We start from the raw sequence: 24,660 nt of genomic DNA, 5'->3' as shown, positions 1-24,660 counted from the left end.
GCTATTATCCCTTCAGCGAGGCGTTCACCCACTGCTGCAACGCGCGGCGTGAGACTTTAATGCCGCCATTTTTGAGTTCGGTCGGCAACAGCAGCCAGCGGACGGGTTGTTCAAAACGCGCCACCTTATCCCTGACCCAGTCAGGTAAACAGGTGATATCCGTTCCCGGCTCGCACTCCACCACCGCCACCGGACGCTGTCCAAACTCGGCGTCGTCCAGCGGGACGATAAACACCTGGTTAATCTGCGGATGGCGGGCGATAACGCGCTCAAGGCTTTCCGGCTGGATCCCTTCTCCGCCGCTAAAAAAGAGGTTGTCCATGCGGCCCAGGATCGTCAGGCGGCCGTCATGCCATTCCCCGCGATCGCGGGTAGCGAACCATCCCTGCGCGTTGGTCAGCGGAACCAATTCGCCGTCCCGCCAGTAGCCTGAGGCCATACTCTCTGCCCGGATCCAGACTTCACCGTCAACCACCTGCACCTCTCTGCCCGGCAGCGCATAGCCTACGTCCGGCTCGCCGTCCGCCGCTTTCGCGCAGACGGTAGAGGCAAACTCGGTCAGGCCGTAGCCGCAGAAGGTGCGAATCCCCTGCTCGCGCGCCTGCTGCGTCAAGTCAACAGGGATGGCGGCCCCGCCCAGCAGCACCGCTTTCAGTGCAACAGGCTGGTGGGTATTAAGCAGACGCCAGAGCTGGGTCGGCACCAGCGAAGCGTGCGTACAGCCGCGCAAAGCCTGCGCCAGCGGCTGTTTCTCGCGCACGGTTAACCGCGCGCCGGCCTGCAGCCAGCGCCATAAAATCCCCTGCCCGGAAACGTGAAACAGCGGCAGCGAAAGCAGCCAGTCGTCGTCTTCGCCGTAGGGCATCAGCGCCAGCACGCCGCGCGCGCTGGCGAGATGGGCGTCGCAGGTATGCACCGCTGCTTTCGGCAGCCCGGTAGAGCCGGAGGTCAGCGTCATGGACGCCAGCCGCGCCGGCTGCCACGCAACGCGATATTCCCCGGCGCGCTCGCGCATGCTCAGGGCAGGAAGACCGTCACAGGTACCGTCCAGCGCCAGCGCAAAGCGCAGCGTCATCTGCGGGAGCAACACGTCCAGCAGCGGGCGCGGCAGCTGCGGATTGACGGGAAGAATGCGCGCCCCGCACTGGAGCAACGCCAGCCACGCCAGCAGGGTTCGCGGATGATTATGGGCCAGCAGCAGCACGCCGTTGCCCTCCTCCACGCCCTGCAGGTGAAACTCTGCCGCAAGGCGGTCGACGCGGGCGCACAGCTGTTGCCAGCTGAGCACCTCGTCGTTCAGCCTGAGGGCCGGTTTATCAGCAAACTGCGCGCGCCAGTGCCGCCACGGCCAGTCGGTAAAACTCATAACAACGGCTCCAGCGCCGCGACGTTGAGGCACGGCAGCGCGCTGTCCGGCCACCTGCGGATAAGCTGAGCCTGCATCAGGTTCAGCGTGTCGAGGCCAGGGATCGTATCCGGCGTTAGCCAGGCGGCAATGCGCGCCAGCTGGGTCAGCCCAAGGCTGGACTCAATCGACGAGCTGATGACCGCCGTCAGCCGTGAGGCATGCGCTGCCGCGACCTGCTCTCGCACCTTCGCCAGGCTGCCGGTCAGCGTTGGTTTAATCACTACCGCGCTGACGCCGGGCTCGGCGACAAATTCAAAATCGTCCTCGCGCAGGCTTTCATCCCAGGCGATGGCAATCCCCGTTTCGCGGGCGAACGCGCGCGAATCGTCGCGGGTTTTGCACGGTTCTTCGAGGAAGGCAATGCGGCTGCGGTACGCCGGGTTGACGTACTTTGCAAACTGCTGCGCCTTGAGCGGCGTCCAGGCGCGGTTAGCGTCCAGACGCAGATGAAGGTCGGGGATCGCCTCCAGCAGCAGGTTGGCGACCATGCCGTCGCGCACCGCTTCGTAAAGACCGACTTTAATTTTCGCCACTTTCTCGCCCGGCATGGCGGTGAGCAGCGCGAACAGCTCGTCAGGATCGCCCGTACAGAGCGGTGCCGCGCGGTAGTTAGCCTCTTCAGGCAGGCAGCCGTCGAGCTCCGCCAGCGCGCAGCTGATGCCAAAAGCCGCGGAAGGCACGTCCGGCAACGCCGGATCCGCGCCCTCACGCCACGCGTCTGCCCACGCCAGCAATACAAACTGCGCGTCATCCAGCGACTCCAGGCTAAAGCCCGGCAGCGGCGAAATTTCGCCCCAGCCTTCCCGCTCGTCCTGCTGCAGATGCACGAAGAAACCGTCACGGGTTTTTAACCGCCGTTCACGCAGCACCACGCCCGCGTCCATCGGTATCTGCCAGCGGTAAACCTGCGCGCGACGCATTACGGGTTCCGTTTGTATTTGCTGAAGTCCGGCTGGCGTTTTTCGTTAAACGCGTTGCGCCCTTCCTGACCCTCTTCGGTCATGTAGAACAGCATGGTGGCGTTGCCAGCCAGCTCCTGCAGACCCGCCTGACCGTCACAGTCGGCGTTGAGAGCGGCCTTCAGGCAGCGCAGCGCCATCGGGCTGTTTTGCAGCATTTCGCGACACCAGCGAACGGTCTCTTTTTCGAGATCGGCAATCGGAACCACGGTATTCACCAGGCCCATATCCAGCGCTTCCTGGGCGTTGTACTGACGGCACAGGAACCAGATTTCGCGGGCTTTTTTCTGCCCGACGATGCGCGCCATGTACGAGGCGCCCCAGCCGCCGTCGAAGGATCCCACTTTCGGACCGGTCTGGCCGAAGATGGCATTTTCTGCGGCGATGGTCAGATCGCACATCATGTGCAGCACGTGACCGCCACCGATGGAGTAGCCCGCTACCATCGCCACTACCGGTTTCGGACAAGTGCGGATCTGGCGCTGGAAATCGAGGACGTTCAGGTGGTGGGTACCCGCATCGTCCTGGTATCCGCCGTAGTCGCCGCGCACTTTCTGATCGCCGCCGGAGCAGAACGCTTTATCGCCTTCGCCGGTCAGGACAATCACGCCGATGTTATCGTCGTAGCGCGCATCCGCCAGAGCCTGAATCATCTCTTTCACGGTCAGCGGACGGAAGGCGTTACGCACCTGCGGACGGTTGATGGTGATTTTGGCAATGCCGTCGGTAGATTTGTGGTAGCGAATGTCGGTGTAGCCTTCGGAGCAGTCCTGCCATTCAACCGGGGCGTAAAGCATGTTTTCATCAGGGTAGATCATAGAGTGTCCTTTATTCGATAACGCAGTATCTGAGCCAGACTCGCGATAACCGCATCGGGGTTTTCCCGGTGGGCGTTGTGTCCGGCGTCTGGAATGGCATGGCGAACGGCGTTCACTTCCGCGGCAAGGGCCGCGAACTTCTCATCCCGTTCGCCATAGAGATAGTCAAAAGAGAAATCGCGTGCGCTAAGCGCGGCACGCAAATCCGGCTGCACGGCCAGCGAGGTCGTCTCAAGCATCATCGCCAGCGTCGCGCCGTTGTTCTGGCTTCGCAGGGTAATAAGCGCATCGCGCTGGGCGTCCGTGAGGGAGGCGAACACGGGCTGTTGGTACCAGTCAGCGAACACCTTCTCCATCGGTTCGGTGCGAAAACGCGTTGCCCAGCGGCGGTCGGACGCCAGCCGCGCACTTCGCGCATCGGCATCCTGCAGGCCCGGGTGTCCACCTTCAACAATCACCCCGAGCAGCCCCTTCGGCTGCTGGCAGGCATGGAACATCGCAATGCGGCCGCCGAGGGAGTACCCGATGAGCCAGAATTTAAGTATGTTGTAACTAAGAAGGGTTCGGGTGAGCAACGTGCTCATCTCGTCAAACCCCGTCACGCCCAGATTCCGGGATCCGCCGTGCCCCGGCAGATCCAGATACAGCCGGGGATAATCGCTGAGCCCTTCACCGACCCTCTGCCACTCGCGGCAGTCGCCGGAAAAACCGTGCAAAAAGACCAGCCAGGGATAGCCCGGTTTGCCAGCCTGCTGCATGCCAGAGAGGATCACAGCTGGCTCACCTGCGCCAGCAGGCTTTGCAGGGCCTGCGCACCGTCAGCCTCGTTCACCACCAGCTCAATCAGCGTCGCGCCCGGCTGTTTCCAGGCGCTGCTTAACGCCGCGTCCAGCTGTTCCCAGCTTTCCGGGCGATGGTATTTCAGGCTAAACATCGCCGCGGCGTGTTCGAACTGCACGTTCTGCGGCATCAGATAGAAGCGCTCGCGCTCGCTCTGAGGCGTTGGCAAGAGGGAGAAAATCTGCCCCCCGTTGTTGTTGACCACAATCAGCACAAACGGGGCTGACGCCTGACGCAGCAGCGCCAGCGCGTTGAGATCGTAGAGCGCGGAGAGATCGCCCACGATCGCCAGCGTCGATTTCGCGCTGGCGCGCTGCACGCCCGCCGCCGTGGAGATCAGCCCGTCGATGCCGCTGGCACCGCGGTTGCTGTACACCGGGTAGCCCGCGGGCAGCTTCGAGAAAGCGTCAATCAGCCGCACGACGAGGCTGTTGCCGACAAACAGCTGCCCCTGTTCAGGCAGGTACTGGCGAATGCGGTGCGCCAGCCCGGCTTCGCTAAACGCTTCGCAGTGCGCTTTGGTCAGTTCCCACGCCTGGCGCGAAAGGTCCGGTATAGCCACCGCCCAGGGCTTGCGTTTCTCAGCCGGATGAAGCGTCAGCCAGGCGTCGATACTGCTGACCAGACGACGGCCGCGGTGGTGCGCCGGGTCAAGCCGTCCTTCCAGCGAATCCACCAGCCAGTACTCTTCCGGCGTGCAGGTGGCCTGCCACTGCAGTAACCGTTTGCCGGTCAAACTCGATCCAAGCTGGACCACAATCTGCGCCTGCGCAAGCTCGGTGACCGCTTTCGCGTTACCCAGCCAGAGATCGGCGCACGGCAGCGGCTGACCGGTCTGCGAAAGCACGTCGCCAATCAGCGGCCAGCCGAGGGTTTGCGCCCATTCGGCAACCAACTTGCCTTCGGCGGCGCTCATGCGCCCGGCAATCACCACGCCGCGCTTCTGCCGCCAGAAGAACCAGTCGCGCTGCTTCGCGCTCTCAAGATGCGTCTGTTCGCGCAGCCACGGTTTTTCACTCTGCCACCAGTCGCCGAGGGACTGCTGCCAGTCAAGACCGGTGTCGTCCAGCTCGCCGTAGAGCGGCTCGGCAAACGGGCAGTTGATATGCAGCGCCCCGCTGCGCAACGTCTCCATGGCGTGATCGACAGTGGAGACCAGCCAGCTTGCCGGAATATCCTGGGTGGGACGCGGTAACGAAATCGTCTGCGAGGGATGCGAAGAAAAGAGCCCCGGCTGGCGAATGGCCTGATTGGCGCCGCAGTCGATAAGCTCAGGGGGACGATCGGCCGTCAGTAAGATCAGTCTTTCACCCGTTAACCCGGCTTCTATCAGGGCCGGATAGAGGTTCGCCACGGCGGTACCGGAGGTGACGATCACCGCCACAGGTTCTTTGCTGACTTTCGCCAGACCCAGCGCCAGATGCCCGAGGCCGCGTTCATCAAAGTGGGTGTGGTGAATCAACGCCCGGTTTTCTGCGGCCGCCAGCGTCAGCGGCGTTGAGCGAGAACCCGGTGCAATACACACGTGCCTGACGCCATGGCGCGTCAGGGCTTCAAGGATCACCGCCGCCCAGCGTCGGTTAAAAGAACTTACTGACATGAGATTGTCCGGTATCAAGAATGCGACACAGTATAAATAATAGAAAAAATTGGAATTTTGATATGAATCGGGATTGCGCGAATCTGTATTAATCCCTTAGGAGCAGAGAGCGCAATCCGGCGGCTTTGTTTTCAATCTCCTGCCACTCCTGCTCCGGGTCAGATCCGCTGACAATACCGGCGCCGGCGTAGAGCCGCAGGGAGTCCTCCTGAACGCGCGCGGAGCGCAGCGCCACGCAGAACTCACTCTGTTCGGGGGATAAGTACCCGGCCGAACCGGCATACCACTCGCGGTTAAAGGGTTCAACCTTCTGGATGAACTCGCGCGCGGGCTGTCGGGGTAATCCGGCAACGGCCGCGGTCGGCTGTAACATGAGCAGACACTGCTCGTCGTCGGCCTGTTTCAGCTCGGTCCAGATACAGCGGCGCAAATGCTGCACCTTACGCAGGCGTACCACCTGGGGGGGCAGTACCTCAAGCGTCCGCGTAGAGCGCTGAAGACGCTGGCAGATATCTTCCACCACCAGCATATTTTCGCGCTGGTTTTTATCATCGTTCAGCAGCCACTCGCCGAGACGCTGCGCCTGGCTATCATCGATATGGCTGGCGACGGTGCCAGCGAGCGCTTCCGTGCGCAGCAGCTTGCCGCGCCGCCGCCAGAGACGCTCGGGCGTAGAGCCGAGAAACGCGTTGCTGGCATCGAATACCATGCAGAAATGATAGCAATGTAAATTGAGGGCGCGGCTGGCGGCCATCAGCGCGACGGGGTTAACGCGCTGCGTGAACTGAAGATCGGTTGCCCTGGCGAGCACCACTTTTTCAAACTCACCGCGCGCGATGGTCTCCGTCGCCCTGCGGATAAGTTTCAGCCATTCGGCCTGCTGCGGCTGATGGGTTTCGTGCTCAACCTGCACGGAGAGCGGACGGATAGATTTGGCAGGACGAAGCCGCTGTAAAAAATCCAGCGCAGCGCGGGCATCCTCCACAAGCGAGCGGTCGCTCCAGAGCTGCAGGCGCAGCGTGGCGTTGCCGGCGGTACGTCGCCAGAGCAGTCGCGGTAAAAAGAGGCTCCCCTGTTCGGGATTAAAGGCGTTCAGGCCGCAGACGCGAGTATCTTGCGCCGCATTTTGCTCGCGCAAAAACTGCGAGGCTAATGCCAGAGAGGAAAATTGGTTGACCGCCCCCAGCGCGGCCAGCTCTTCATCGCCGTTACGCTGCTGCCAGTAAAACTGCGGATAACACTGCTGCTCGCCCAGCCAGGCGAGGGGATCGAAGGCGTCGTTTAACGGGAAAGAGACGTCGAAATGACGTATGCCGGGTGCTGCGGGTAACGCTTGCGATAGCTGGGTACGCAGTTGCTCCAGCGCGAGGAAAATCGAATTCACGCGAACCTCTCCCTGTTAAAACCTCGTATTATACGGGGTACTGACCATAAATAGCAGTACCCACGTATAGGGAGTGGTTAAGCGGCTTAACGACGGGCTAACAGCAGCCCCAGCACCAGGCCCACGGCAGCACCCACCCCAATACCCTGCCACGGTTTTTCATGCACGTAGTCATCGGCACGATACACCGCTTTTTTGGCACGGTAGTAGTAAGTATCTGACGCATGGCTGACACGGTTTTTCACTTCATGCAGCGCCTGCTCGGCACGGGCTTTTAGCTCAATATATTTCTGATCGGCAGGGTCGCCCGAGGAACGTAGCACCTCTTCCAGCGTTTCGCTCAGCAAGGCCAGGTCGTCGTCGATACGGGTATCCCAGGATTGAAATGACATATTTTTCTCCATGTTAGTACACCAGTCCGCTAACTATAGCCAACGAGATGCCATTACGCCTGTTTCACTTCTCGCGCCATGCCGACGTGCGGAATGCCATCTTCATCGTATACCTCCGTCACTGGCGCAAAGCCAAAGTGCCCGTAAAAGGACTGAAGGTGCGCCTGCGCGCCGAGGTATAACGCCTTGTCCGGCCACTGTTTCCGGCACGCCTCCAGCGTTTTTTCCATCAGCTGATAGCCCAGTTTTTCCCCTCGCGCTTTGCCGCTAATGATGACGCGGCCAATGACGACGGGCTCAAAATCGTCTTCGCTTTTCAGAATCCTCGCATACGCCACCAGCTCGTTATCCCGCCAGCCGAGGATATGGCGGTTCTCACCGACAAGGTCATCACCATCGATGTCCTGATACGGGCAGGTCTGTTCCACAACAAACACTTCACAGCGCAGCTTCAGCAGGGCGTAAAGTGAATGAACGGTGAGGTCGCTATGATGTAAATCTTGCCACTGAATCATGTCAGTCTCCTTCCTGGGGTTCATCACGTTATACTAAACCCCTCCCCGTTCGGCAAAGGGCTGATTGCGTTATGGAACTGATTTTTCTGGGTACGTCCGCTGGCGTGCCAACCCGCTCACGAAACGTGACGGCGATCCTGCTGGATCTTAAGCATCCCACCCGCGGCGGGCTGTGGCTGTTTGACTGCGGTGAAGGGACGCAGCATCAGCTGTTACACACCGCTTACCACCCCGGCAAGCTGGATAAAATTTTTATTACCCATCTGCATGGCGACCATCTGTTTGGCCTTCCCGGCCTGCTGTGCAGCCGCTCGATGGCCGGTAACGCCAACCCGCTGACGATTTACGGGCCAGCGGGTATTCGTGAATTTGTCGAAACTACGCTGCGCCTGAGCGGGTCATGGACAGATTATCCGCTGGAGGTCGTTGAGATTGCCGAAGGCATGGTATTCGACGACGGGGATTATCGGGTTACCGCTCAACCGCTCAATCATCCTGTCGAGTGCTATGGCTACCGCATTGAGGCGCATGACAAACCAGGCGCGCTGGATGCCGCCGCGCTGATGGCCGACGGCGTAAAACCCGGGCCGCTGTTCCAGCGTCTGAAGCACGGAGAGACCGTCACGCTGGAGGATGGACGCGTCATTAACGGCCAGGATTATCTCGCCGCACCGCAGCCCGGCAAAAAACTGGTGATTTTTGGCGATACGGCCCCGTGCCCGGCGGCGCTCACGCTGGCCCAGGGCGTGGACGTCATGGTGCATGAAGCGACGCTTGAAACGGCGATGGAAGAGAAAGCCAACAGCCGGGGCCATAGCTCCACGCGTCAGGCGGCACAGCTTGCCCGTGACGCGGGCGTCGGGCGGCTCATCGTCACTCATGTCAGCTCGCGCTACGACGCGCGGGGATGCGCAAACCTGCTGGCAGAGTGCCGCGCGCTGTTTCCGGAATGTGAGCTGGCCGAAGATTTCGCTCAGGTTAGCGTTTAGTCCTTCATTTTTCCCTGAGGATGCCGATAACGATTAAAAGGTCAGCATTTCTCTCGAGGGTAGAATGGATAATTTCCAGAAAGATATTGATGACAGGGCGAATCTGACCCTGTCGAACCGTTTTGAACTGTTGCTGTTCCGTCTTGGCACCTCTCTGAACGAAAATAAATCCGAGCTGTTTGGCATTAACGTCTTTAAGCTGCGTGAAATTGTGCCGATGCCGGAGTTCACGAAACCCGCCGGGATGAAGTCACCTCTGATGGGAATGGTGAATATACGCGATCAGGTGATCCCGGTGATTGACCTGGCCGCCGTGGCGGGCTGTAAGCCAACCACCGGGCTGAACATCCTTCTGATCACCGAGTATGCGCGCAGCGTGCAGGCGTTTGCCGTGGAATCGGTTGAGAACATCATGCGTCTGGACTGGAAGCAGGTGCATGCGGCGGAAACCGCCGTCAGCGGTCGCTACATCACCAGCATCGCGTGTCTTGACGAGAAGACCGATACCAACGATCTGGCGATGGTGCTGGACGTTGAGCAGATCCTGTATGACATCACCCCGGCCAATCACGATCTGCACGCCACGAACCTGAAGACCACCAAATTCCATATCAAACCGGGCGCTGTCGCCATCGTCGCGGAAGACTCCAAAGTGGCGCGCTCGATGCTGGAAAAAGGTCTGCAGGCCATGGAGATCCCGGCACAGCTGCATATCACCGGCAAAGACGCGTGGGAAAAAATCGGCGTGCTGGCGGCGCAGGCCCAGGCTGAAGGGGTTCCCATCACCGATAAGATCGCTCTGGTGCTGACCGACCTCGAAATGCCGGAGATGGACGGTTTTACGCTGACGCGCAAAATCAAAACCGACCCGATATTGAAGGACATTCCGGTCGTGATCCACTCTTCCCTTTCCGGCAACGCCAACGAAGACCATATTCGCAAGGTGAAGGCGGACGGGTATGTGGCGAAGTTTGAGCTGAACGAACTGTCGTCGGTGATTGAGGAAGTGCTGGACCGCTCGATGAAGAAGATTGACGGACCGTTGATTAGCCGGAAGCAGCTGGCTTAGTCGGGTGGCGCTACGCTTACCCGACCTACAAAACCCGTAGGCCCTGCAAGCGTAGCGCCGCTGGGCAAACCATAAAAAAACCCGCCGAGGCGGTTTTTTTCGTTACGTGCGGGCTGGTGCCCTCACCCCGTCCCTCTCCCACCGGGAGAGGGCGCAAACATTAAAAAAGGCAACTTTCGTTGCCTTTTTGCTTTCACCTTACATCAGCGGCATCGCGCGCTGCACGATATCAATCAGCGGCTGCGGATAGATACCGAAGATCAGCACCAGCAGTGCGGAGATAAGCACGACAATACCACCGGCGCTGTACTGCCAGTTGGTTGGGGCATCACGATTGAGCTGCTGAGGCGCGCTCAGGTACAGGCTCACGGCCACGCGCAGGTAGTAGTAGAGGCCAATCGCGGAGCCGATAACCACGCCCGCGGTCAGCCACCACAGGTGCGCCTGCACACCGACGGCCAGCACGTAGAACTTACCGATAAAGCCGAGCGTCATCGGGATACCTGCCAGAGAGAGCATCATCACGGTCATTACCGCGGACAGGATCGGACGGTGCCAGAACAGACCACGGTAGGAGAACAGTGAATCGGCATCCGGGCCACGGTACGGGCTGGACATCAGGCTCACCACGCCGAAGGCGCCGAGGCTGCTGAACAGGTAACCGGCCAGATACACGCCCACGGCTTCCATCGACATCTCACCGCTCTGCAGCGCAATCAGCGCCACCATCAGGTAGCCCAGATGAGAGATAGACGAGTAGCCCAGCAGACGCTTGATGTTGGTCTGGCTCAGCGCCATCAGGTTACCGAAGATGATGGAGACGAACGCGATAATGCCCAGCACCACGCGAACCGCTTCGCTGTCACCCACAGGCGCGTACAGGAACAGACGCATGACCACACCGAAGATAGCGATCTTGCTCGCCGTCGCCAGGAAGGTCGATACAGGAGCCGGGGCGCCCTGGTATACGTCTGGCGTCCACAGGTGGAACGGCACCAGAGAGAGTTTGAAGCCGAGGCCAACAATCATCATGCCCAGACCCGCCAGCAGCAGCGGCTCATGCAGCATGCCGTCACCGAGGCTCTTGCCGAGCGCCATGAAAGAGAGGTTACCGGACTGTGCGTACAGCAGCGCAATACCAAACAGCAGGAACGAGGATGCCGCAGCAGACAGAATGGTGTACTTGATGCTTGCTTCCAGGGAGCGCTTCTGACGGAAGGCGTAACCAATCAGGCCGAACAGCGGCAGAGAGATCAGCTCAATACCGAGGAACAGAGCGGCCAGGTGGTTCGCATTCGCCAGCAGAATGCCGCCCAGCGCGGCAATCAGAACCAGCAGGTAAAACTCTTCTTTGTTGTCGTTGTAGCCTTCGAGCCACGGGTACGCAAAGGTACAGGTTGCCAGGCTCGCCAGCAGCACCAGACCGGTATACAGCATGGCGTAACCATCAACGCGCATCAGCGGGGTGACGTCCATCGCCCCACCCTGGCCAACAAACCAGAGAGAGACTAACGCGGCGTTCAGGCCGATGACCGACAGCGTGGCATTCAGGAAGTGATTGCGTCGCCACGCAATGGAGAGCATCACAACCACCACCGTCAATCCGACGATCAGCAGCGGTAGCAGCGCGATCAGTTGTTGTGGAGTTATTGTCATGGCGAATTACGGCCTTGTAGTAGAAGCAGAATTAACAAACCACTGCTGGATGTTACCCATCGCGCTATGCGAGGTATCCAGAATCGGCTGCGGGAAGAAGCCCAGCAGCACCAGCAGTACGACCAGCAGCAGGATGATGAACAGCTCACGCAGCGACATCCCCGGCAGTTCTTGTGCAGCAATTTCGCTCTTCGCTTTACCGAAGTAGGCGCGGTGCAGCATCGCCAGCGAGTACACGGAAGCGAACACCAGACCAAAAGTGGAGATCACGGTAATCACCGGAACCACTTTGAAGCTGCCGAACAGAATCATAAATTCGCCGACGAAGTTACCGGTACCCGGCATCCCCAGGGTAGCCACCGCGAAGAACATGGACAGCGCTGGCAGCCATTTAATTTTGCTCCACAGGCCGCCCATCATGCGCATGTCGCGGGTATGCAGACGTTCGTACAGCTGACCGCACAGGATGAAGAGGCCGGCTGCGGACAGACCGTGCGCAATCATCTGGATCACCGCGCCCTGGTACGCCAGCTGGCTGCCGGTGTAGATAGCAATCAGCACGAAGCCCATGTGGGAAACGGAGGTGTAGGCAATCAGACGCTTGATGTCGTACTGCGTGAAGGCCATCCAGGCACCGTAGAAGATACCGATCACACCCAGCCACATGGCAATCGGTGCGAACTCTGCGGAGGCATTCGGGAACAGCGGCAGTGCGAAACGCAGCAGACCGTAGGCCGCCGTTTTCAGCAAGATACCCGCCAGGTCAACGGAACCCGCCGTTGGTGCCTGAGAGTGCGCGTCTGGCAGCCAGCCGTGCAGCGGAACGACCGGCATTTTCACCGCGAACGCGATGAAGAAGCCCAGCATCAGCAGGTATTCAACGCCGTGGGACATTGGCGTTTTCAGCAGATCTTCGTAGTTGAAGGTCCAGGTTCCGGTCGCGTTGTGGTGAACAAACACCAGCGCCAGAATAGCAATCAACATCACCAGACCACTCGCCTGGGTATAGATGAAGAACTTGGTTGCCGCCGTGATACGCGTTTTACCGTCGGACGCCTTGTGGCCCCACAGCGCGATCAGGAAGTACATCGGCACCAGCATCATCTCCCAGAAGAAGAAGAACAGGAACATGTCGATGGCAAGGAACACGCCGATCACGCCGCCCAGGATCCACATCAGGTTCAGGTGGAAGAAGCCCTGGTATTTTTCGATTTCTCGCCAGGAGCAAAGTACCGCCAGAACGCCGAGCAGACCGGTCAGCACCACCATCAGCAGCGACAGACCGTCAATCGCCAGGTGGATCGTAATGCCGAAACGCGGGATCCACGGCAGGATGAACTCAGACTGCCACTGCGGAATGCCCGCAGACTGGGTCAGTGAGTAACCGCCCTGCAACCACAGTTGCAGGCCAAGCGCGAGCGTCAATCCCATGGTGATCAGCGCGATCCAGCGCGGCATCTTCACGCCAAAGCGTTCAGTCTGCCAGCACAGGAAACCGCCGATGAAGGGAATTAATATTAGCCAGGGTAGTAACATGGCGATTTACATTCCTTTTTAAGGCCCCCAGCAGGGGCCTGATTTTCAACGAATTCGAATAAAATTCACTTAACGATCAACGCAACACCATCAGCAGCGCCAGCACGACAACCGCACCGATGCTCATGGACGCCACATACCAGCGCAGGTAACCGTTCTCGCTGTACAGCAGGCCTTTACCTGCAAAGCGGGAAAGGATCGCCGGGATATTCATCAGGCTGTTCAGCGGGTCGCGCTTCAACAGCCACGCAATGCCCAGGAACGGCTTAACGAAGATCATGTCGTACAGCCAGTCGAAGCCCCACGCGTTGTACCACCAGGTGCCCAGCAGACGGCCCGGCGCACTGTTGGCAACGGCAGTCACCAGCGTACGTTTGCCCAGCCACAGCCATGCTGCAATCAGGATGCCCGCGATAGCGACCACACCGGAGGTGATTTCAAGCGTCAGAACGCGACCGTGCTCAAGCTCGGTGGTGTCTGGCAGTACGCCCTGCAGCGGTGGCACAATCATCGCGCCAACGAAGGTGGACAGTACCAGCAGCACAATCAGCGGCAGGTGGTGGGTGATCCCCTTCCCTGCGTGAGCGTGAATTTGTTCTTTACCGTGGAATACGATGAAAATCATACGGAAGGTATACAGGGAGGTCATGAACGCACCGACCAGACCCGCAACCATCAGATTGATATGACCATTCGCCATGGCACCCGCAAGGATTTCGTCCTTACTGAAGAAGCCCGCGGTGATCAGCGGCAGTGCCGCCAGCGCCGCGCCGCCCACCAGGAAGCAGACATAAACCAGCGGAATGGACTTACGCAGTCCGCCCATCTTGAAGATATTCTGCTCGTGATGGCAGGCCAGGATCACGGAACCGGATGAGAGGAACAGCAGCGCTTTAAAGAACGCGTGCGTCATCAGGTGGAAAATGGCTGCGTCCCACGCCTGAACGCCCAGCGCCAGGAACATGTAACCAATCTGGCTCATGGTGGAATACGCGAGAACACGTTTGATGTCGGTCTGCACCAGCGCGGCAAAGCCTGCCAGCACCAGCGTGACCGCACCGACGATACCCACCAGATGCAGAATTTCCGGGGTCATCAGGAACAGGCCATGGGTACGCGCAATCAGGTAGACACCGGCGGTTACCATGGTCGCGGCGTGGATCAGCGCGGAGACAGGGGTTGGACCAGCCATCGCGTCGGCCAGCCAGGTCTGCAACGGCAGCTGCGCGGATTTACCCACGGCACCACCCAGCAGCATCAGCGTAGCCCACCACAGCATGTTGTTGCCTGCAGCGAAGTGTGCCGGCGCCAGTTCCACCATTTCGCGGAAGTTCAGCGTGCCCAGTTCGTTGTAAAGAATGAACAGCGCGAAAGCGAGGAAGACGTCACCCACGCGGGTCACGACGAACGCTTTCATGGCCGCTGCGCCATTCTTCGGATCGGTGTAGTAGAAACCGATCAGCAGGTAAGAACACAGACCTACGCCTTCCCAGCCCAGATACATCAGCAGCAGGTTATCGGCCAGCACCAGAACAACCATGCTGGCGATAAACAGGTTGGTGTAGGCGAAGAAGCGGGAGTAACCCTCTTCACCGCGCATATACCAGGAGGCGAACATGTGGATCAGGAAGCCCACGCCGGTGACCACGGAGAGCATGGTCAGCGAGAGGCCGTCCAGCACCAGGTTGAAGCCGATATTGAAATCACCGACCGACATCCAGGTCCACAGCGGCACGCTGAAAGGCTGACGCCCGTTGTTAAAGAAGTCGATACCCGCATACGCCGTCACCAGCGCAGCCAGACCGATGGAGCCAATGCCCACGGTCGCAGACAGATTCTCAGACCAGCGGCCGCGAGAAAACGCCAGCAGCACGAAGCCAATCAGCGGAAAAATAATGGTTAAGGCAAGCATGTTCATCCACGCAACTCACTTACTGAATCGATGTTCAGGTTCTGGCGGCGACGATGGAGCTGCAGCAACAGCGCCAGGCCAATACTCGCTTCGGCAGCCGCGAGGCTGATGGCGAGAATGTACATCACCTGACCATCGGTCTGGCCCCAGTAGCTTCCGGCGACCACGAAGGCCAGCGCGGAGGCGTTAATCATGATTTCCAGACCGATCAGCATAAACAGCAGATTGCGGCGGATAACCAGACCGGTCAGACCCAGAACGAATAAAATCGCAGCGAGGATCAGTCCATGTGTTAAGGGGATCATGCGCGCTCCTCCGTTTTTCTTTTCGCGCGGTCGTCAGTGCGGTTGCTCAGCACCTCGCCAGCACGCTCTTCGCGGCCAACGTGGAAAGCAACAACCAGACCTGCCAGCAGCAGCATTGAGGCCAGTTCAACCGCCAGAACGTATGGGCCAAAGAGGGTAATACCGACCTCTTTAGCGCCGATCGGCGTGCCGTCGATGCCCTGATCGTTGACGCCCAGAATGGCGTAAACAATCACCGCCAGCATGATGGCCGACAAAATTGCCGGGCCAATCCACACCTGCGGTTTTAACCACTGACGTTCCTGCTCAATTTCAGAGCCGCCCAGGTTCAGCATCATCACCACGAACACGAACAGCACCATGATGGCCCCGGCGTAGACGATGATTTCCAGCGCACCGGCGAAGTGCGCGCCCAGTGCGAAGAACACCCCGGAAATGGCCAGCAGCGAGATGATTAAGTACAGCAGCGCATGCACCGGATTGGTGTGCGTAATCACTCGCAGCGTAGCCAGGATGGCGATAAGGCCACAGATATAAAAAGCGAATTCCATTGCCCTCTCCTTACGGTAACAGGCTCTTGACGTCGATAGGCTTAGCTTCGTTCTCTGCTTCGCCCTTATCTTTGCCGTCGATTGCCATACCCGCCATCCGGTAGAAGTTATATTCCGGGTATTTGCCCGGACCGGAAATCAGCAGATCCTCTTTCTCGTACACCAGGTCCTGACGCTTGTACTCACCCAGCTCGAAGTCTGGAGTCAGCTGAATCGCCGTGGTTGGGCACGCTTCTTCACACAGACCGCAGAAGATGCAGCGTGAGAAGTTGATGCGGAAGAACTCAGGGTACCAGCGGCCGTCTACCGTCTCTGCTTTCTGCAGAGAGATACAGCCGACCGGACACGCTACCGCACACAGGTTACAGGCAACGCAGCGCTCGGAACCGTCCGGGTCGCGCGTCAGCACGATACGGCCACGGTAGCGCGGCGGCAGATATACCGGCTCTTCCGGGTACATCCGGGTTTCGCGTTTGGCAAACGCGTGCAGGCCGATCATCCAGATACTGCGTACCTGGGTACCAAAGCCTACCAGTAATTCTTTTAAGGTCATGGTCTATAGCCCCTTATGGCTGCTGCCAGAGAATGACAGCCGCCGTTACCAACAAGTTGACGAGCGTCAGCGGCAGGCACACTTTCCAGCCGAAGGACATTACCTGGTCATAACGCGGACGCGGTAACGCTGCGCGAATCAAAATGAACATCATCATGAAGAACGCGGTTTTCAGCGCGAACCAGATGAACGGCGGTAAGAACGGGCCATGCCAGCCACCGAAGAACAGCGTTACCATCAACGCGGAAATGGTGACGATACCGATGTACTCGCCCACGAAGAACAGACCGAATTTCATACCGGAATATTCGATGTGGTAACCGTCGGCCAGTTCCTGTTCGGCTTCTGGCTGGTCAAACGGGTGACGGTGACACACCGCCACGCCCGCGATAGCAAAGGTAATAAACCCAAAGAACTGCGGGATAACGTTCCAGATGTCAGCCTGGTTATTGACGATGTCGGTCATGTTGAATGAACCGGCCTGCGCCACCACGCCCATCAGGGAGAGACCCAGGAACACTTCGTAGCTCAGCGTCTGCGCGGAAGCACGCATCGCACCCAGCAGCGAGTATTTGTTGTTACTGGACCAGCCTGCGAACAGCACCGCGTACACCGCGAGGCCTGCCATCATCAGGAAGAACAGAATGCCGATGTTCAGGTCAGCGACCACCCAGGTCGGGCTGACCGGAACGATAGCAAACGCCAGCAGCAGCGAGGTGAAGGCGATCATCGGTGCCAGAGTAAAGATCACGCGGTCAGAGAAGCGTGGGATCCAGTCCTCTTTAAAGAACATCTTGATCATGTCCGCGACCAGCTGGAGTGAACCACCCCAGCCCACGCGGTTCGGTCCGTAACGGTTCTGGAACAGACCGAGCAGACGACGTTCACCAAAGCTCATGAACGCGCCGCAGGTGACCACCACCAGCAGGATAACGATCGCTTTCAGAATGCTCAGCAGGATGTCGATAAGATCCGGCGTTAACCAACTCATGCTTTTGCCTCCTGCAGATTATCAAGACGCGCACCCGCCAGAACCGGCGCGATGCCAGGCATACCCATCGGCAGACCCACCTGCCCTGCTGTCAGACCTTCGGAGATAATCAGCGGCAGGCTGATTGTCTGGCCGTCATAGCTAAAGGCGATGTTCGCGCCCGCGTTTACGCCAAGCTTCGCGGCATCCGCCGGGTTGAGCTTGATGTAAGGCTGCGGCATACGGGTCTGGAAGACAGGCGAACGCTGAGACAGCTCGTCGCTACCGAACAGATGGTAGTACGGCGCGATACGCCAGCTGCCATCCTGCGCCTGGAAGCTCGCCGGTACGGCGGTGAAGAAGTCCAGACCGGTTTCGGAGGCTTCAATCAGACGCACGCCCGGATCGCCGTGACGCAGGGAGCCACCCACTTCAGCCTGGAATTTGTTCCATGCCTGCGGGGAGTTCCAGCCCGGCGCCCATGCGAATGGGATTTGCGAACGCGGCGCAGACGGCTGGTTGTTCCCTTCCATAGAGAAGGCGAACATGGTGTCTTTATCCTGCGGCTGGCGCGGTTCGTGCACGCTGATATTGGCGCGCATCGCGGTACGGCCGCTGTAACGGTGCGGTTCACGCGCCAGTTTCTGGCCGCGAATGCGGAAGCTTGCTTCAGGTGCGGCATCTTTAATGCCTGCCAGCTGAGGCAGTTTTTCCACTACCGCGTCGATAACGTGGTCGAGCTGCGTCCAGTCCACTTCACGGCTCTGCACGGTGCTGTGCAGGGAGTGCAGCCAGCGCCAGCTTTCCAGCATCACGGTGTTGCTGTCGTAGTACGCCGGATCGTAAACCTGGAAGAAACGCTGGGCGCGACCTTCGTTGTTGATAACGGTACCGTCGCTTTCTGCGAAGCTTGCCGCAGAGAGCACCAGGTGCGCTTTGTCCATGATCGCGGTGCGCTGATGGTCAATGACCATTACCAGCGGCGCTTTGGAGAGCGCGGCGTCAACGCGAGCGGCAGAGGCGTGGCGATGCAGATCGTTTTCCAGCACCACAACGCCGTCAGCGGCACCGGACTCCAGTTCGCTTAACGCTGCTTCCAGCGAGCCGCCGCCGATCATGCCCAGACCAATGCTGTTCACCGCACGGGCAATCATGGTCACACCGACATCAGCACCGCGGCCTTTCAGGGCTTTGGCAACGTTGGCTGCCGCCTGAATGATCTCCGCGCTGCCGGCGTTGGTACCGGAAATAATCAGCGGTTTTTTCGCACCCGCCAGGGCCTGAACAATCACGTCGACCTTGTTCTGCAGGTCGCGATCCAGTTCAACGGCCGGCGAGCTGCTGTCCAGCGCGTGGGCAATGGCAAAGCCGAGGCGCGCCTGATCTTCAACCGGCGCGCAGTAGGTCCACGCGGCGATATCGTCCAGACGGGTGTTGTCGACGTTGGTCACAAACAGAGGATGCTTCGCGCGCTGGCCGATGTTCAGGATCGCCGCAATCTGCCAGTCAGCCACTTTCTGCGCCGCTGCCATTTCACGTGCTTTCCCCTTCACCGCCTGACGAACCGCCAGAGCCGCGCGTGCGCCCGTCTGCGTCAGGTCTTCACCCAGCACCAGGACCGCATCATAAGATTCGATTTCGCGCAGCGCAGGGGTATGAATACCGCCTTCACGCAGCACTTTCAGTACCAGCTGCAGACGTTCCTGCTCGCCCTGAGCGATACCGGTATAGAAGTTTTCCGCTCCAACCAGCTCGCGCAGCGCGAAGTTGCTTTCGATGCTGGCGCGCGGGGAGCCGATACCGATCACTTTCTTCGACTGGCGCAGAATATCTGCCGCGCCCTGCATCGCCTGTTCAGCGTTCAGGGTAATGAAGTCGTCGCCACGGCGCTGAACCGGCTGACGCGGACGGTCTTTCAGGTTCACATAGCCATAGCCGAAACGACCGCGGTCGCAGAGGAAGTAGTGGTTAACGGTGCCGTTGTAACGGTTTTCGATACGACGCAGCTCGCCGTAACGCTCACCCGGGCTGGTGTTACAGCCGAGGGAACACTGCTGGCAGATGCTTGGCGCAAACTGCATGTCCCATTTACGGTTGTAACGCTCGGAGTGAGTTTTATCCGTGAATACACCGGTCGGGCAGATTTCTACCAGGTTACCGGAGAATTCGCTTTCAAGCGTACCGTCTTCCGGACGACCGAAGTAGACGTTATCGTGCGCGCCATACACGCCCAGATCCTGACCGTCTGCGTAATCTTTGTAGTAACGCACGCAGCGGTAGCAGGCGATGCAGCGGTTCATTTCGTGAGAGATGAACGGCCCCAGGTCCTGATTACGGTGGGTACGCTTGGTAAAGCGATAGCGACGGAAGCTGTGGCCGGTCATCACGGTCATATCCTGAAGGTGGCAGTTACCGCCCTCTTCACAGACCGGACAGTCGTGCGGGTGGTTGGTCATCAACCATTCCACAACGCTTTCGCGGAACTGTTTAGCTTCTTCGTCATCAATCGAAATAAAAGTGCCTTCGGTGGCTGGCGTCATACAGGACATCACCAGGCGACCACGCGTGTCTTCCGCGTTTTGATATTGCTTCACCGCACACTGGCGGCAAGCACCGACGCTGCCCAGCGCCGGATGCCAGCAAAAGTACGGAATATCGAGGCCAAGAGACAGACAAGCTTCCAGCAGGTTGTCCGCCCCGTTGACTTCGTATTCTTTGCCGTCTACATGAATCGTAGCCATTAGCATGCTTCCAGTTGGCTCGGTCGAAACCGAGCGTTAATCAAAATTCTTGTCGTTACCAGCGCGCTTTAAGCAGGTTCGGCTGAATCCCATTGATGGCATGGGTATTGCTGAACGGCTGCTTGATGCCTGCTTCGAACTCGTCGCGGAAATATTTGATCGCGCTCTGCAGAGGTTCGACGGCACCCGGTGCGTGGGCACAGAAGGTTTTACCCGGGCCTAAGAATCGACACAGTTGCTCAAGCGTCTCGATATCCCCAGGCTGGCCTTCACCACGTTCGATTGCACGCAGGATCTTCACGCTCCACGGCAGGCCATCACGGCACGGTGTGCACCAGCCGCAGGACTCGCGGGCGAAGAACTCTTCCAGGTTACGCACCAGCGAGACCATGCCGATCTCGTGGTCGACGGCCATCGCCAGCGCCGTACCCAGACGGCTGCCTGCTTTACCAATGCTTTCGAATTCCATTGGCAGGTCAAGATGGGCTTCGGTCAGGAAGTCGGTCCCTGCCCCACCCGGCTGCCAGGCTTTGAATTTCAGGCCATCGCGCATGCCGCCAGCGTAGTCCTCAAGAATTTCACGTGCGGTGGTACCGAACGGCAGTTCCCAGACGCCAGGATTTTTAACGCGACCAGAGAAGCCCATCAGCTTGGTACCGGCATCTTTGCTTGAGGAGATGCCCTGATACCACTCCACGCCGTTGGCGAGGATAGCCGGAACGTTACACAGGGTTTCAACGTTGTTTACGCAGGTCGGTTTACCCCATACGCCGGAACTTGCCGGGAACGGTGGCTTGGAACGCGGGTTCGCGCGGCGGCCTTCCAGGGAGTTAATCAGCGCGGTTTCTTCGCCGCAGATATAACGCCCTGCGCCGGTGTGCACGAACAGTTCAAAGTCAAAGCCGGTGCCCAGGATGTTTTTACCCAGCAGGCCCGCTTCGGTGGCTTCGGCAATCGCGCGACGCAGGTTTTCCGCTGCTTCGATGTACTCACCGCGCAGGAAGATGTAGCCACGGTACGCTTTCAGCGCAAACGCGGAGATCAGCATGCCTTCCACCAGCAGGTGCGGCAGCTGTTCCATCAGCAGGCGGTCTTTATAGGTACCCGGCTCCATTTCATCGGCGTTACACAGCAGGTAACGGATGTTCATGGATTCGTCTTTCGGCATCAGGCTCCACTTCAAACCGGTGGAGAAGCCCGCACCGCCGCGCCCTTTTAGGCCGGAGTCTTTCACCGCATTAACGATGTCGTCCGGTGCCATGCCGCCAAGGGCTTTACGCGCGCCGGCATAGCCGTTTTTGCTCTGGTATTCGTCGAGCCATACCGGCTGTTTGTCATCGCGCAGACGCCAGGTCAGCGGATGCGTCTCAGCAGTACGAATTACAGTTTTCATTTGTACTGCTCCAGCAGGTCAGGAATCGCTTCCGGCGTCAGATGGCTGTGAGTATCCTCATCAATCATCATGGTCGGCCCCTTGTCGCAGTTACCCAGGCAGCAGGTTGGCAGCAGGGTAAAGCGTCCATCGAACGTGGTCTGGCCCGGCTTGATATTGAGCTTTTTCTCAATCGCAGCCTGAATGCCCTGATAACCGGTGATGTGGCAGACAACGCTGTCACAGTAGCGGATCACGTGGCGGCCTACCGGCTGACGGAAGATCTGGCTGTAGAACGTGGCTACGCCCTCTACGTCACTTGCTGGAATACCCAGCACTTTCGCGATCTCATAGATCGCCCCATCCGGCACCCAACCACGCTGTTTCTGTACGATTTTCAGCGCTTCAATGGACGCCGCACGCGGGTCTTCGTAGTGGTGCATCTCGTGCTCAATCGCGGCACGTTCTGCTTCACTCAGCTCAAAAGCCTCGGTTTGTGGTTGTTGATTCTCGTGCATAATTAGCGGTCCACATCTGACATAACAAAATCGATACTACCCAGATACACAATCAGGTCGGAGACCAGACTGCCGCGGATGGCGGACGGGATCTGCTGCAGGTGCGCAAAGCTCGGCGTACGCACGCGGGTACGGTAGCTCATGGTGCTGCCGTCACTGGTCAGGTAGTAACTGTTAATACCCTTGGTCGCTTCAATCATCTGGAAGGATTCTTGCGCCGGCATGACCGGACCCCAGGAAACCTGCAGGAAGTGGGTGATCAGGGTTTCGATATGCTGCAGCGTGCGCTCTTTCGGTGGCGGCGTCGTCAGCGGGTGATCCGCCTTGAACGGGCCTTCCGGCATGTTGTTGAGGCACTGCTCAAGGATGCGCAGACTCTGGCGCAGCTCTTCCACTTTCAGCATCACGCGGGTGTAGCAGTCGGAAACACCGCCGCCCACCGGGACTTCAAAGTCGAAGTTCTCGTAGCCAGAGTAAGGACGGGCTTTACGCACGTCGAAATCAATACCGGTCGCACGCAGACCTGCACCTGTTGTACCCCACTCCAGCGCTTCTTTCGCGCCGTAGGCAGCAACGCCCTGGGAACGTCCTTTCAGGATGGTGTTACGCAGCGCGGCTTTCTCATAAGACGCCAGACGTTTTGGCATCCAGTCGAGGAATTCACGCAGCAGACGGTCCCAGCCGCGCGGCAGATCGTGTGCCACGCCGCCGATACGGAACCAGGCAGGGTGCATACGGAAACCGGTAATCGCTTCCACCAGATCGTAGATTTTCTGACGGTCGGTAAAGGCGAAGAAGACCGGGGTCATCGCGCCGACGTCCTGAATGAACGTGGAGATGTACAGCAGGTGGCTGTTGATACGGAACAGTTCTGACAGCATAACGCGAATCACGTTAACGCGATCCGGCGTAACGATACCCGCCAGTTTCTCAACGGCCAGCACGTATGGCATTTCGTTGACGCAGCCGCCGAGGTACTCGATACGGTCGGTATACGGAATGTAGCTGTGCCAGGACTGACGCTCGCCCATCTTTTCAGCGCCACGGTGGTGGTAGCCGATGTCCGGAACGCAGTCGACAATCTCTTCGCCATCAAGCTGAAGGATAATACGGAATGCACCGTGCGCAGACGGGTGGTTTGGACCGAGGTTGAGGAACATGAAGTCCTCGTTGTCGGTACCGCGCTTCATGCCCCAGTCTTCCGGCTTGAAGGTCAGCGCTTCCATTTCCAGGTCCTGTTTGGCTTTGGTCAGCTCAAACGGGTCGAATTCGGTTGCACGCGCAGGGTAGTCTTTACGCAGCGGGTGGCCGGTCCAGGTCTGCGGCATCATGATGCGCGTCAGATGCGGGTGGCCGTCGAAGGTCATGCCGAACATTTCCCAGGTTTCACGCTCATACCAGTTCGCGTTCGGGAAAAGTTTGGTGATCGTCGGCAGATGCATGTCGTTTTCAGACAATGCCACCTTGAGCATGATATCCGTATTACGGTCTATTGAGATCAGGTGGTAGAAAACGGAAAAATCCGCAGCAGGGAGACCCTGGCGGTGGGTACGCAGACGTTCATCCATGCCGTGTAAGTCAAACAGCATGACGTACGGTTTTGGCAATTTCTTAAGGAAATCGACAACTTCCAGCAATTGCTCACGCTTCACCCAAACAACGGGTACCCCGGTGCGGGTAGCCTGAACAGTAAAGGCATCCGGCCCAAAACGGTTGCGCAGTTCGCCAATGACTGGGTCATCCAGATGATCCCGGGTCTGCCAGGCGGCTTCTTGCGCGGTTAAGTCGGTCATATTGTTCACCATTGCAAATGGTCCGTGGTGACTGTTGAGCCTGGCTTCGCGCTATTTGAGTAGTGATATGCGAAGGTGTTCTCCAGGCCTACAGGCGCAAATTAAATTTCGTCAGGCGTACGCAGATTGGTGACGGCAATACGTTCACCACGTTTACGCTCGCGCTCAGACTGCATGTTCGCGCGATACACACCCTGATCGCCAACAACCCACGACAGTGGGCGACGTTCTTTACCGATAGATTCCTGCAGCAGCATCAGCGCCTGCATGTAGGCTTCCGGACGTGGCGGACAACCCGGGATGTACACATCCACTGGGATAAATTTATCTACGCCCTGCACGACGGAATAAATGTCGTACATACCGCCAGAGTTTGCACATGCGCCCATGGAGATAACCCATTTTGGCTCCAGCATCTGGTCATACAGACGCTGAATAACAGGTGCCATCTTGGTAAAGCACGTACCGGCTACCACCATCAGGTCAGCCTGACGCGGGGAAGCACGGAGTACCTCGGCCCCAAAACGCGCAACGTCATGCACCGCAGTGAATGACGTCACCATTTCAACGTAGCAGCAAGAAAGGCCAAAGTTGTAAGGCCAGATGGAGTTCTTACGACCCCAGTTGACCATATCGTGCATGGCATGTTCGAGTTTGCCCATGTACACGCTTTTATTGACTTCTTGCTCCAGGGGGTCGGTTACGATCTCCTGTTTTTGCAGGGGGTAACGGTCATTCTCACCGTTAGGATCTATGCGGGTGAGCGTATAATCCATCTT

The 24,660-nt window shown here is 58.7% G+C and carries 22 protein-coding genes; 2 read left to right on the top strand and 20 right to left on the bottom strand.

All coding sequences use genetic code 11. The features are described from left to right. Nucleotides 1-4: 4 nt before the first annotated feature. The 8 genes from menE to HCH49_RS01385 all read right to left on the bottom strand — a co-directional run bounded on the left by menE (nucleotide 5) and on the right by HCH49_RS01385 (nucleotide 7,916). Nucleotides 5-1,366, bottom strand: a complete 1,362-nt coding sequence (gene menE, locus HCH49_RS01420; protein WP_033146070.1) for an o-succinylbenzoate--CoA ligase — start codon at nucleotides 1,364-1,366, stop codon at nucleotides 5-7. Next, nucleotides 1,363-2,328: an o-succinylbenzoate synthase gene (gene menC, locus HCH49_RS01415; RefSeq protein ID WP_064672880.1), complete on the bottom strand. Its 966-nt coding sequence runs from the start codon at nucleotides 2,326-2,328 to the stop codon at nucleotides 1,363-1,365. The genes menE and menC overlap by 4 nt, the downstream gene beginning before the upstream one ends. After that, entirely contained in the window at nucleotides 2,328-3,185 is an 858-nt protein-coding gene (menB, locus tag HCH49_RS01410) for a 1,4-dihydroxy-2-naphthoyl-CoA synthase (protein WP_023312524.1), read from the bottom strand. Before menB ends, menC begins: the two co-directional genes overlap by 1 nt. Beyond that, the gene (menH, locus tag HCH49_RS01405) at nucleotides 3,182-3,958 is read right to left on the bottom strand and encodes a 2-succinyl-6-hydroxy-2,4-cyclohexadiene-1-carboxylate synthase (RefSeq protein WP_219939966.1); all 777 of its coding nucleotides are present in this window, start codon (nucleotides 3,956-3,958) and stop codon (nucleotides 3,182-3,184) included. The genes menB and menH overlap by 4 nt, the downstream gene beginning before the upstream one ends. Continuing rightward, on the bottom strand, nucleotides 3,955-5,625 hold the full coding sequence (gene menD / locus HCH49_RS01400) for a 2-succinyl-5-enolpyruvyl-6-hydroxy-3-cyclohexene-1-carboxylic-acid synthase (protein ID WP_048975386.1): 1,671 nt from the start codon (nucleotides 5,623-5,625) through the stop codon (nucleotides 3,955-3,957). Before menD ends, menH begins: the two co-directional genes overlap by 4 nt. An 88-nt stretch (nucleotides 5,626-5,713) precedes the next feature. Then, nucleotides 5,714-7,009, bottom strand: coding sequence for an isochorismate synthase MenF (menF, locus tag HCH49_RS01395; RefSeq protein ID WP_087823054.1), 1,296 nt, complete (start codon nucleotides 7,007-7,009; stop codon nucleotides 5,714-5,716). A gap of 86 nt (nucleotides 7,010-7,095) precedes the next feature. Further along, entirely contained in the window at nucleotides 7,096-7,401 is a 306-nt protein-coding gene (gene elaB / locus HCH49_RS01390) for a stress response protein ElaB (protein WP_008500219.1), read from the bottom strand. A 53-nt stretch (nucleotides 7,402-7,454) separates the two neighbouring features. Continuing rightward, complete coding sequence (locus HCH49_RS01385) at nucleotides 7,455-7,916, bottom strand: GNAT family N-acetyltransferase (RefSeq protein WP_033146075.1); 462 nt, start codon at nucleotides 7,914-7,916, stop codon at nucleotides 7,455-7,457. A gap of 71 nt (nucleotides 7,917-7,987) precedes the next feature. On the opposite strand from HCH49_RS01385, the gene rbn reads away from it, so the two are divergent. Together rbn and HCH49_RS01375 are read left to right on the top strand one after the other, a co-directional pair. After that, on the top strand, nucleotides 7,988-8,905 hold the full coding sequence (gene rbn / locus HCH49_RS01380; RefSeq protein WP_221702032.1) for a ribonuclease BN: 918 nt from the start codon (nucleotides 7,988-7,990) through the stop codon (nucleotides 8,903-8,905). A gap of 64 nt (nucleotides 8,906-8,969) precedes the next feature. Continuing rightward, nucleotides 8,970-9,974, top strand: coding sequence for a chemotaxis protein (locus HCH49_RS01375; protein ID WP_033146077.1), 1,005 nt, complete (start codon nucleotides 8,970-8,972; stop codon nucleotides 9,972-9,974). Between the two features lie 198 nt (nucleotides 9,975-10,172). Here HCH49_RS01375 and nuoN read toward each other — a convergent pair whose 3' ends face one another. From nuoN to nuoB, 12 genes are all read right to left on the bottom strand, one after another. Then, nucleotides 10,173-11,630: an NADH-quinone oxidoreductase subunit NuoN gene (gene nuoN, locus HCH49_RS01370; protein WP_029740937.1), complete on the bottom strand. Its 1,458-nt coding sequence runs from the start codon at nucleotides 11,628-11,630 to the stop codon at nucleotides 10,173-10,175. Nucleotides 11,631-11,636: 6 nt separating this feature from the next. Next, a complete protein-coding gene (gene nuoM, locus HCH49_RS01365; RefSeq protein WP_023312532.1) occupies nucleotides 11,637-13,166 on the bottom strand; it encodes an NADH-quinone oxidoreductase subunit M in 1,530 nt (509 codons plus the stop codon). Between the two features lie 76 nt (nucleotides 13,167-13,242). Beyond that, nucleotides 13,243-15,084, bottom strand: coding sequence for an NADH-quinone oxidoreductase subunit L (nuoL, locus tag HCH49_RS01360; RefSeq protein WP_014884634.1), 1,842 nt, complete (start codon nucleotides 15,082-15,084; stop codon nucleotides 13,243-13,245). Then, nucleotides 15,081-15,383 carry an NADH-quinone oxidoreductase subunit NuoK gene (nuoK, locus tag HCH49_RS01355; protein WP_003861496.1) on the bottom strand — a complete coding sequence of 101 codons (303 nt, stop codon included), beginning with the start codon at nucleotides 15,381-15,383 and terminating at the stop codon, nucleotides 15,081-15,083. Before nuoK ends, nuoL begins: the two co-directional genes overlap by 4 nt. Then, nucleotides 15,380-15,934, bottom strand: coding sequence for an NADH-quinone oxidoreductase subunit J (nuoJ, locus tag HCH49_RS01350; RefSeq protein ID WP_023312534.1), 555 nt, complete (start codon nucleotides 15,932-15,934; stop codon nucleotides 15,380-15,382). The genes nuoK and nuoJ overlap by 4 nt, the downstream gene beginning before the upstream one ends. Nucleotides 15,935-15,944: 10 nt before the next feature. After that, the gene (gene nuoI, locus HCH49_RS01345) at nucleotides 15,945-16,487 is read right to left on the bottom strand and encodes an NADH-quinone oxidoreductase subunit NuoI (RefSeq protein ID WP_003861491.1); all 543 of its coding nucleotides are present in this window, start codon (nucleotides 16,485-16,487) and stop codon (nucleotides 15,945-15,947) included. 13 nt (nucleotides 16,488-16,500) lie between these two features. Further along, on the bottom strand, nucleotides 16,501-17,478 hold the full coding sequence (nuoH, locus tag HCH49_RS01340) for an NADH-quinone oxidoreductase subunit NuoH (protein ID WP_008500211.1): 978 nt from the start codon (nucleotides 17,476-17,478) through the stop codon (nucleotides 16,501-16,503). Then, nucleotides 17,475-20,198: an NADH-quinone oxidoreductase subunit NuoG gene (gene nuoG, locus HCH49_RS01335; RefSeq protein WP_221702031.1), complete on the bottom strand. Its 2,724-nt coding sequence runs from the start codon at nucleotides 20,196-20,198 to the stop codon at nucleotides 17,475-17,477. The genes nuoH and nuoG overlap by 4 nt, the downstream gene beginning before the upstream one ends. A 55-nt stretch (nucleotides 20,199-20,253) precedes the next feature. Beyond that, on the bottom strand, nucleotides 20,254-21,591 hold the full coding sequence (gene nuoF, locus HCH49_RS01330) for an NADH-quinone oxidoreductase subunit NuoF (RefSeq protein ID WP_023312536.1): 1,338 nt from the start codon (nucleotides 21,589-21,591) through the stop codon (nucleotides 20,254-20,256). After that, on the bottom strand, nucleotides 21,588-22,088 hold the full coding sequence (gene nuoE / locus HCH49_RS01325; protein WP_006176513.1) for an NADH-quinone oxidoreductase subunit NuoE: 501 nt from the start codon (nucleotides 22,086-22,088) through the stop codon (nucleotides 21,588-21,590). The genes nuoF and nuoE overlap by 4 nt, the downstream gene beginning before the upstream one ends. 2 nt (nucleotides 22,089-22,090) lie before the next feature. Then, nucleotides 22,091-23,893: an NADH-quinone oxidoreductase subunit C/D gene (gene nuoC / locus HCH49_RS01320; RefSeq protein ID WP_023312537.1), complete on the bottom strand. Its 1,803-nt coding sequence runs from the start codon at nucleotides 23,891-23,893 to the stop codon at nucleotides 22,091-22,093. 89 nt (nucleotides 23,894-23,982) lie between these two features. Continuing rightward, a complete protein-coding gene (nuoB, locus tag HCH49_RS01315; protein WP_003861482.1) occupies nucleotides 23,983-24,657 on the bottom strand; it encodes an NADH-quinone oxidoreductase subunit NuoB in 675 nt (224 codons plus the stop codon). Nucleotides 24,658-24,660: the final 3 nt, after the last annotated feature.

It is taken from the genome of Enterobacter sp. Y17, assembly GCF_019730495.1.
Taxonomy (GTDB): Bacteria; Pseudomonadota; Gammaproteobacteria; order Enterobacterales; family Enterobacteriaceae; genus Enterobacter; species Enterobacter asburiae_B.
Note: the sequence above shows the minus strand (reverse complement) of the source record. Positions and strands in the feature narration are given on the sequence as shown.

What these genes read in the sequence shown, in the direction of transcription:
- menD (WP_048975386.1), bottom strand. Translation starts at nt 5,625, where the DNA reads ATGTCAGTAAGTTCTTTTAACCGACGCTGGGCGGCGGTGATCCTTGAA.
- menE (WP_033146070.1), bottom strand. Translation starts at nt 1,366, where the DNA reads ATGAGTTTTACCGACTGGCCGTGGCGGCACTGGCGCGCGCAGTTTGCT.
- menC (WP_064672880.1), bottom strand. Translation starts at nt 2,328, where the DNA reads ATGCGTCGCGCGCAGGTTTACCGCTGGCAGATACCGATGGACGCGGGC.
- nuoJ (WP_023312534.1), bottom strand. Translation starts at nt 15,934, where the DNA reads ATGGAATTCGCTTTTTATATCTGTGGCCTTATCGCCATCCTGGCTACG.
- HCH49_RS01375 (WP_033146077.1), top strand. Translation starts at nt 8,970, where the DNA reads ATGGATAATTTCCAGAAAGATATTGATGACAGGGCGAATCTGACCCTG.
- nuoE (WP_006176513.1), bottom strand. Translation starts at nt 22,088, where the DNA reads ATGCACGAGAATCAACAACCACAAACCGAGGCTTTTGAGCTGAGTGAA.
- nuoF (WP_023312536.1), bottom strand. Translation starts at nt 21,591, where the DNA reads ATGAAAACTGTAATTCGTACTGCTGAGACGCATCCGCTGACCTGGCGT.
- nuoM (WP_023312532.1), bottom strand. Translation starts at nt 13,166, where the DNA reads ATGTTACTACCCTGGCTAATATTAATTCCCTTCATCGGCGGTTTCCTG.
- nuoG (WP_221702031.1), bottom strand. Translation starts at nt 20,198, where the DNA reads ATGGCTACGATTCATGTAGACGGCAAAGAATACGAAGTCAACGGGGCG.
- nuoL (WP_014884634.1), bottom strand. Translation starts at nt 15,084, where the DNA reads ATGAACATGCTTGCCTTAACCATTATTTTTCCGCTGATTGGCTTCGTG.
- nuoK (WP_003861496.1), bottom strand. Translation starts at nt 15,383, where the DNA reads ATGATCCCCTTAACACATGGACTGATCCTCGCTGCGATTTTATTCGTT.
- nuoC (WP_023312537.1), bottom strand. Translation starts at nt 23,893, where the DNA reads ATGGTGAACAATATGACCGACTTAACCGCGCAAGAAGCCGCCTGGCAG.
- nuoN (WP_029740937.1), bottom strand. Translation starts at nt 11,630, where the DNA reads ATGACAATAACTCCACAACAACTGATCGCGCTGCTACCGCTGCTGATC.
- nuoH (WP_008500211.1), bottom strand. Translation starts at nt 17,478, where the DNA reads ATGAGTTGGTTAACGCCGGATCTTATCGACATCCTGCTGAGCATTCTG.
- elaB (WP_008500219.1), bottom strand. Translation starts at nt 7,401, where the DNA reads ATGTCATTTCAATCCTGGGATACCCGTATCGACGACGACCTGGCCTTG.
- rbn (WP_221702032.1), top strand. Translation starts at nt 7,988, where the DNA reads ATGGAACTGATTTTTCTGGGTACGTCCGCTGGCGTGCCAACCCGCTCA.
- HCH49_RS01385 (WP_033146075.1), bottom strand. Translation starts at nt 7,916, where the DNA reads ATGATTCAGTGGCAAGATTTACATCATAGCGACCTCACCGTTCATTCA.
- nuoI (WP_003861491.1), bottom strand. Translation starts at nt 16,487, where the DNA reads ATGACCTTAAAAGAATTACTGGTAGGCTTTGGTACCCAGGTACGCAGT.
- nuoB (WP_003861482.1), bottom strand. Translation starts at nt 24,657, where the DNA reads ATGGATTATACGCTCACCCGCATAGATCCTAACGGTGAGAATGACCGT.
- menB (WP_023312524.1), bottom strand. Translation starts at nt 3,185, where the DNA reads ATGATCTACCCTGATGAAAACATGCTTTACGCCCCGGTTGAATGGCAG.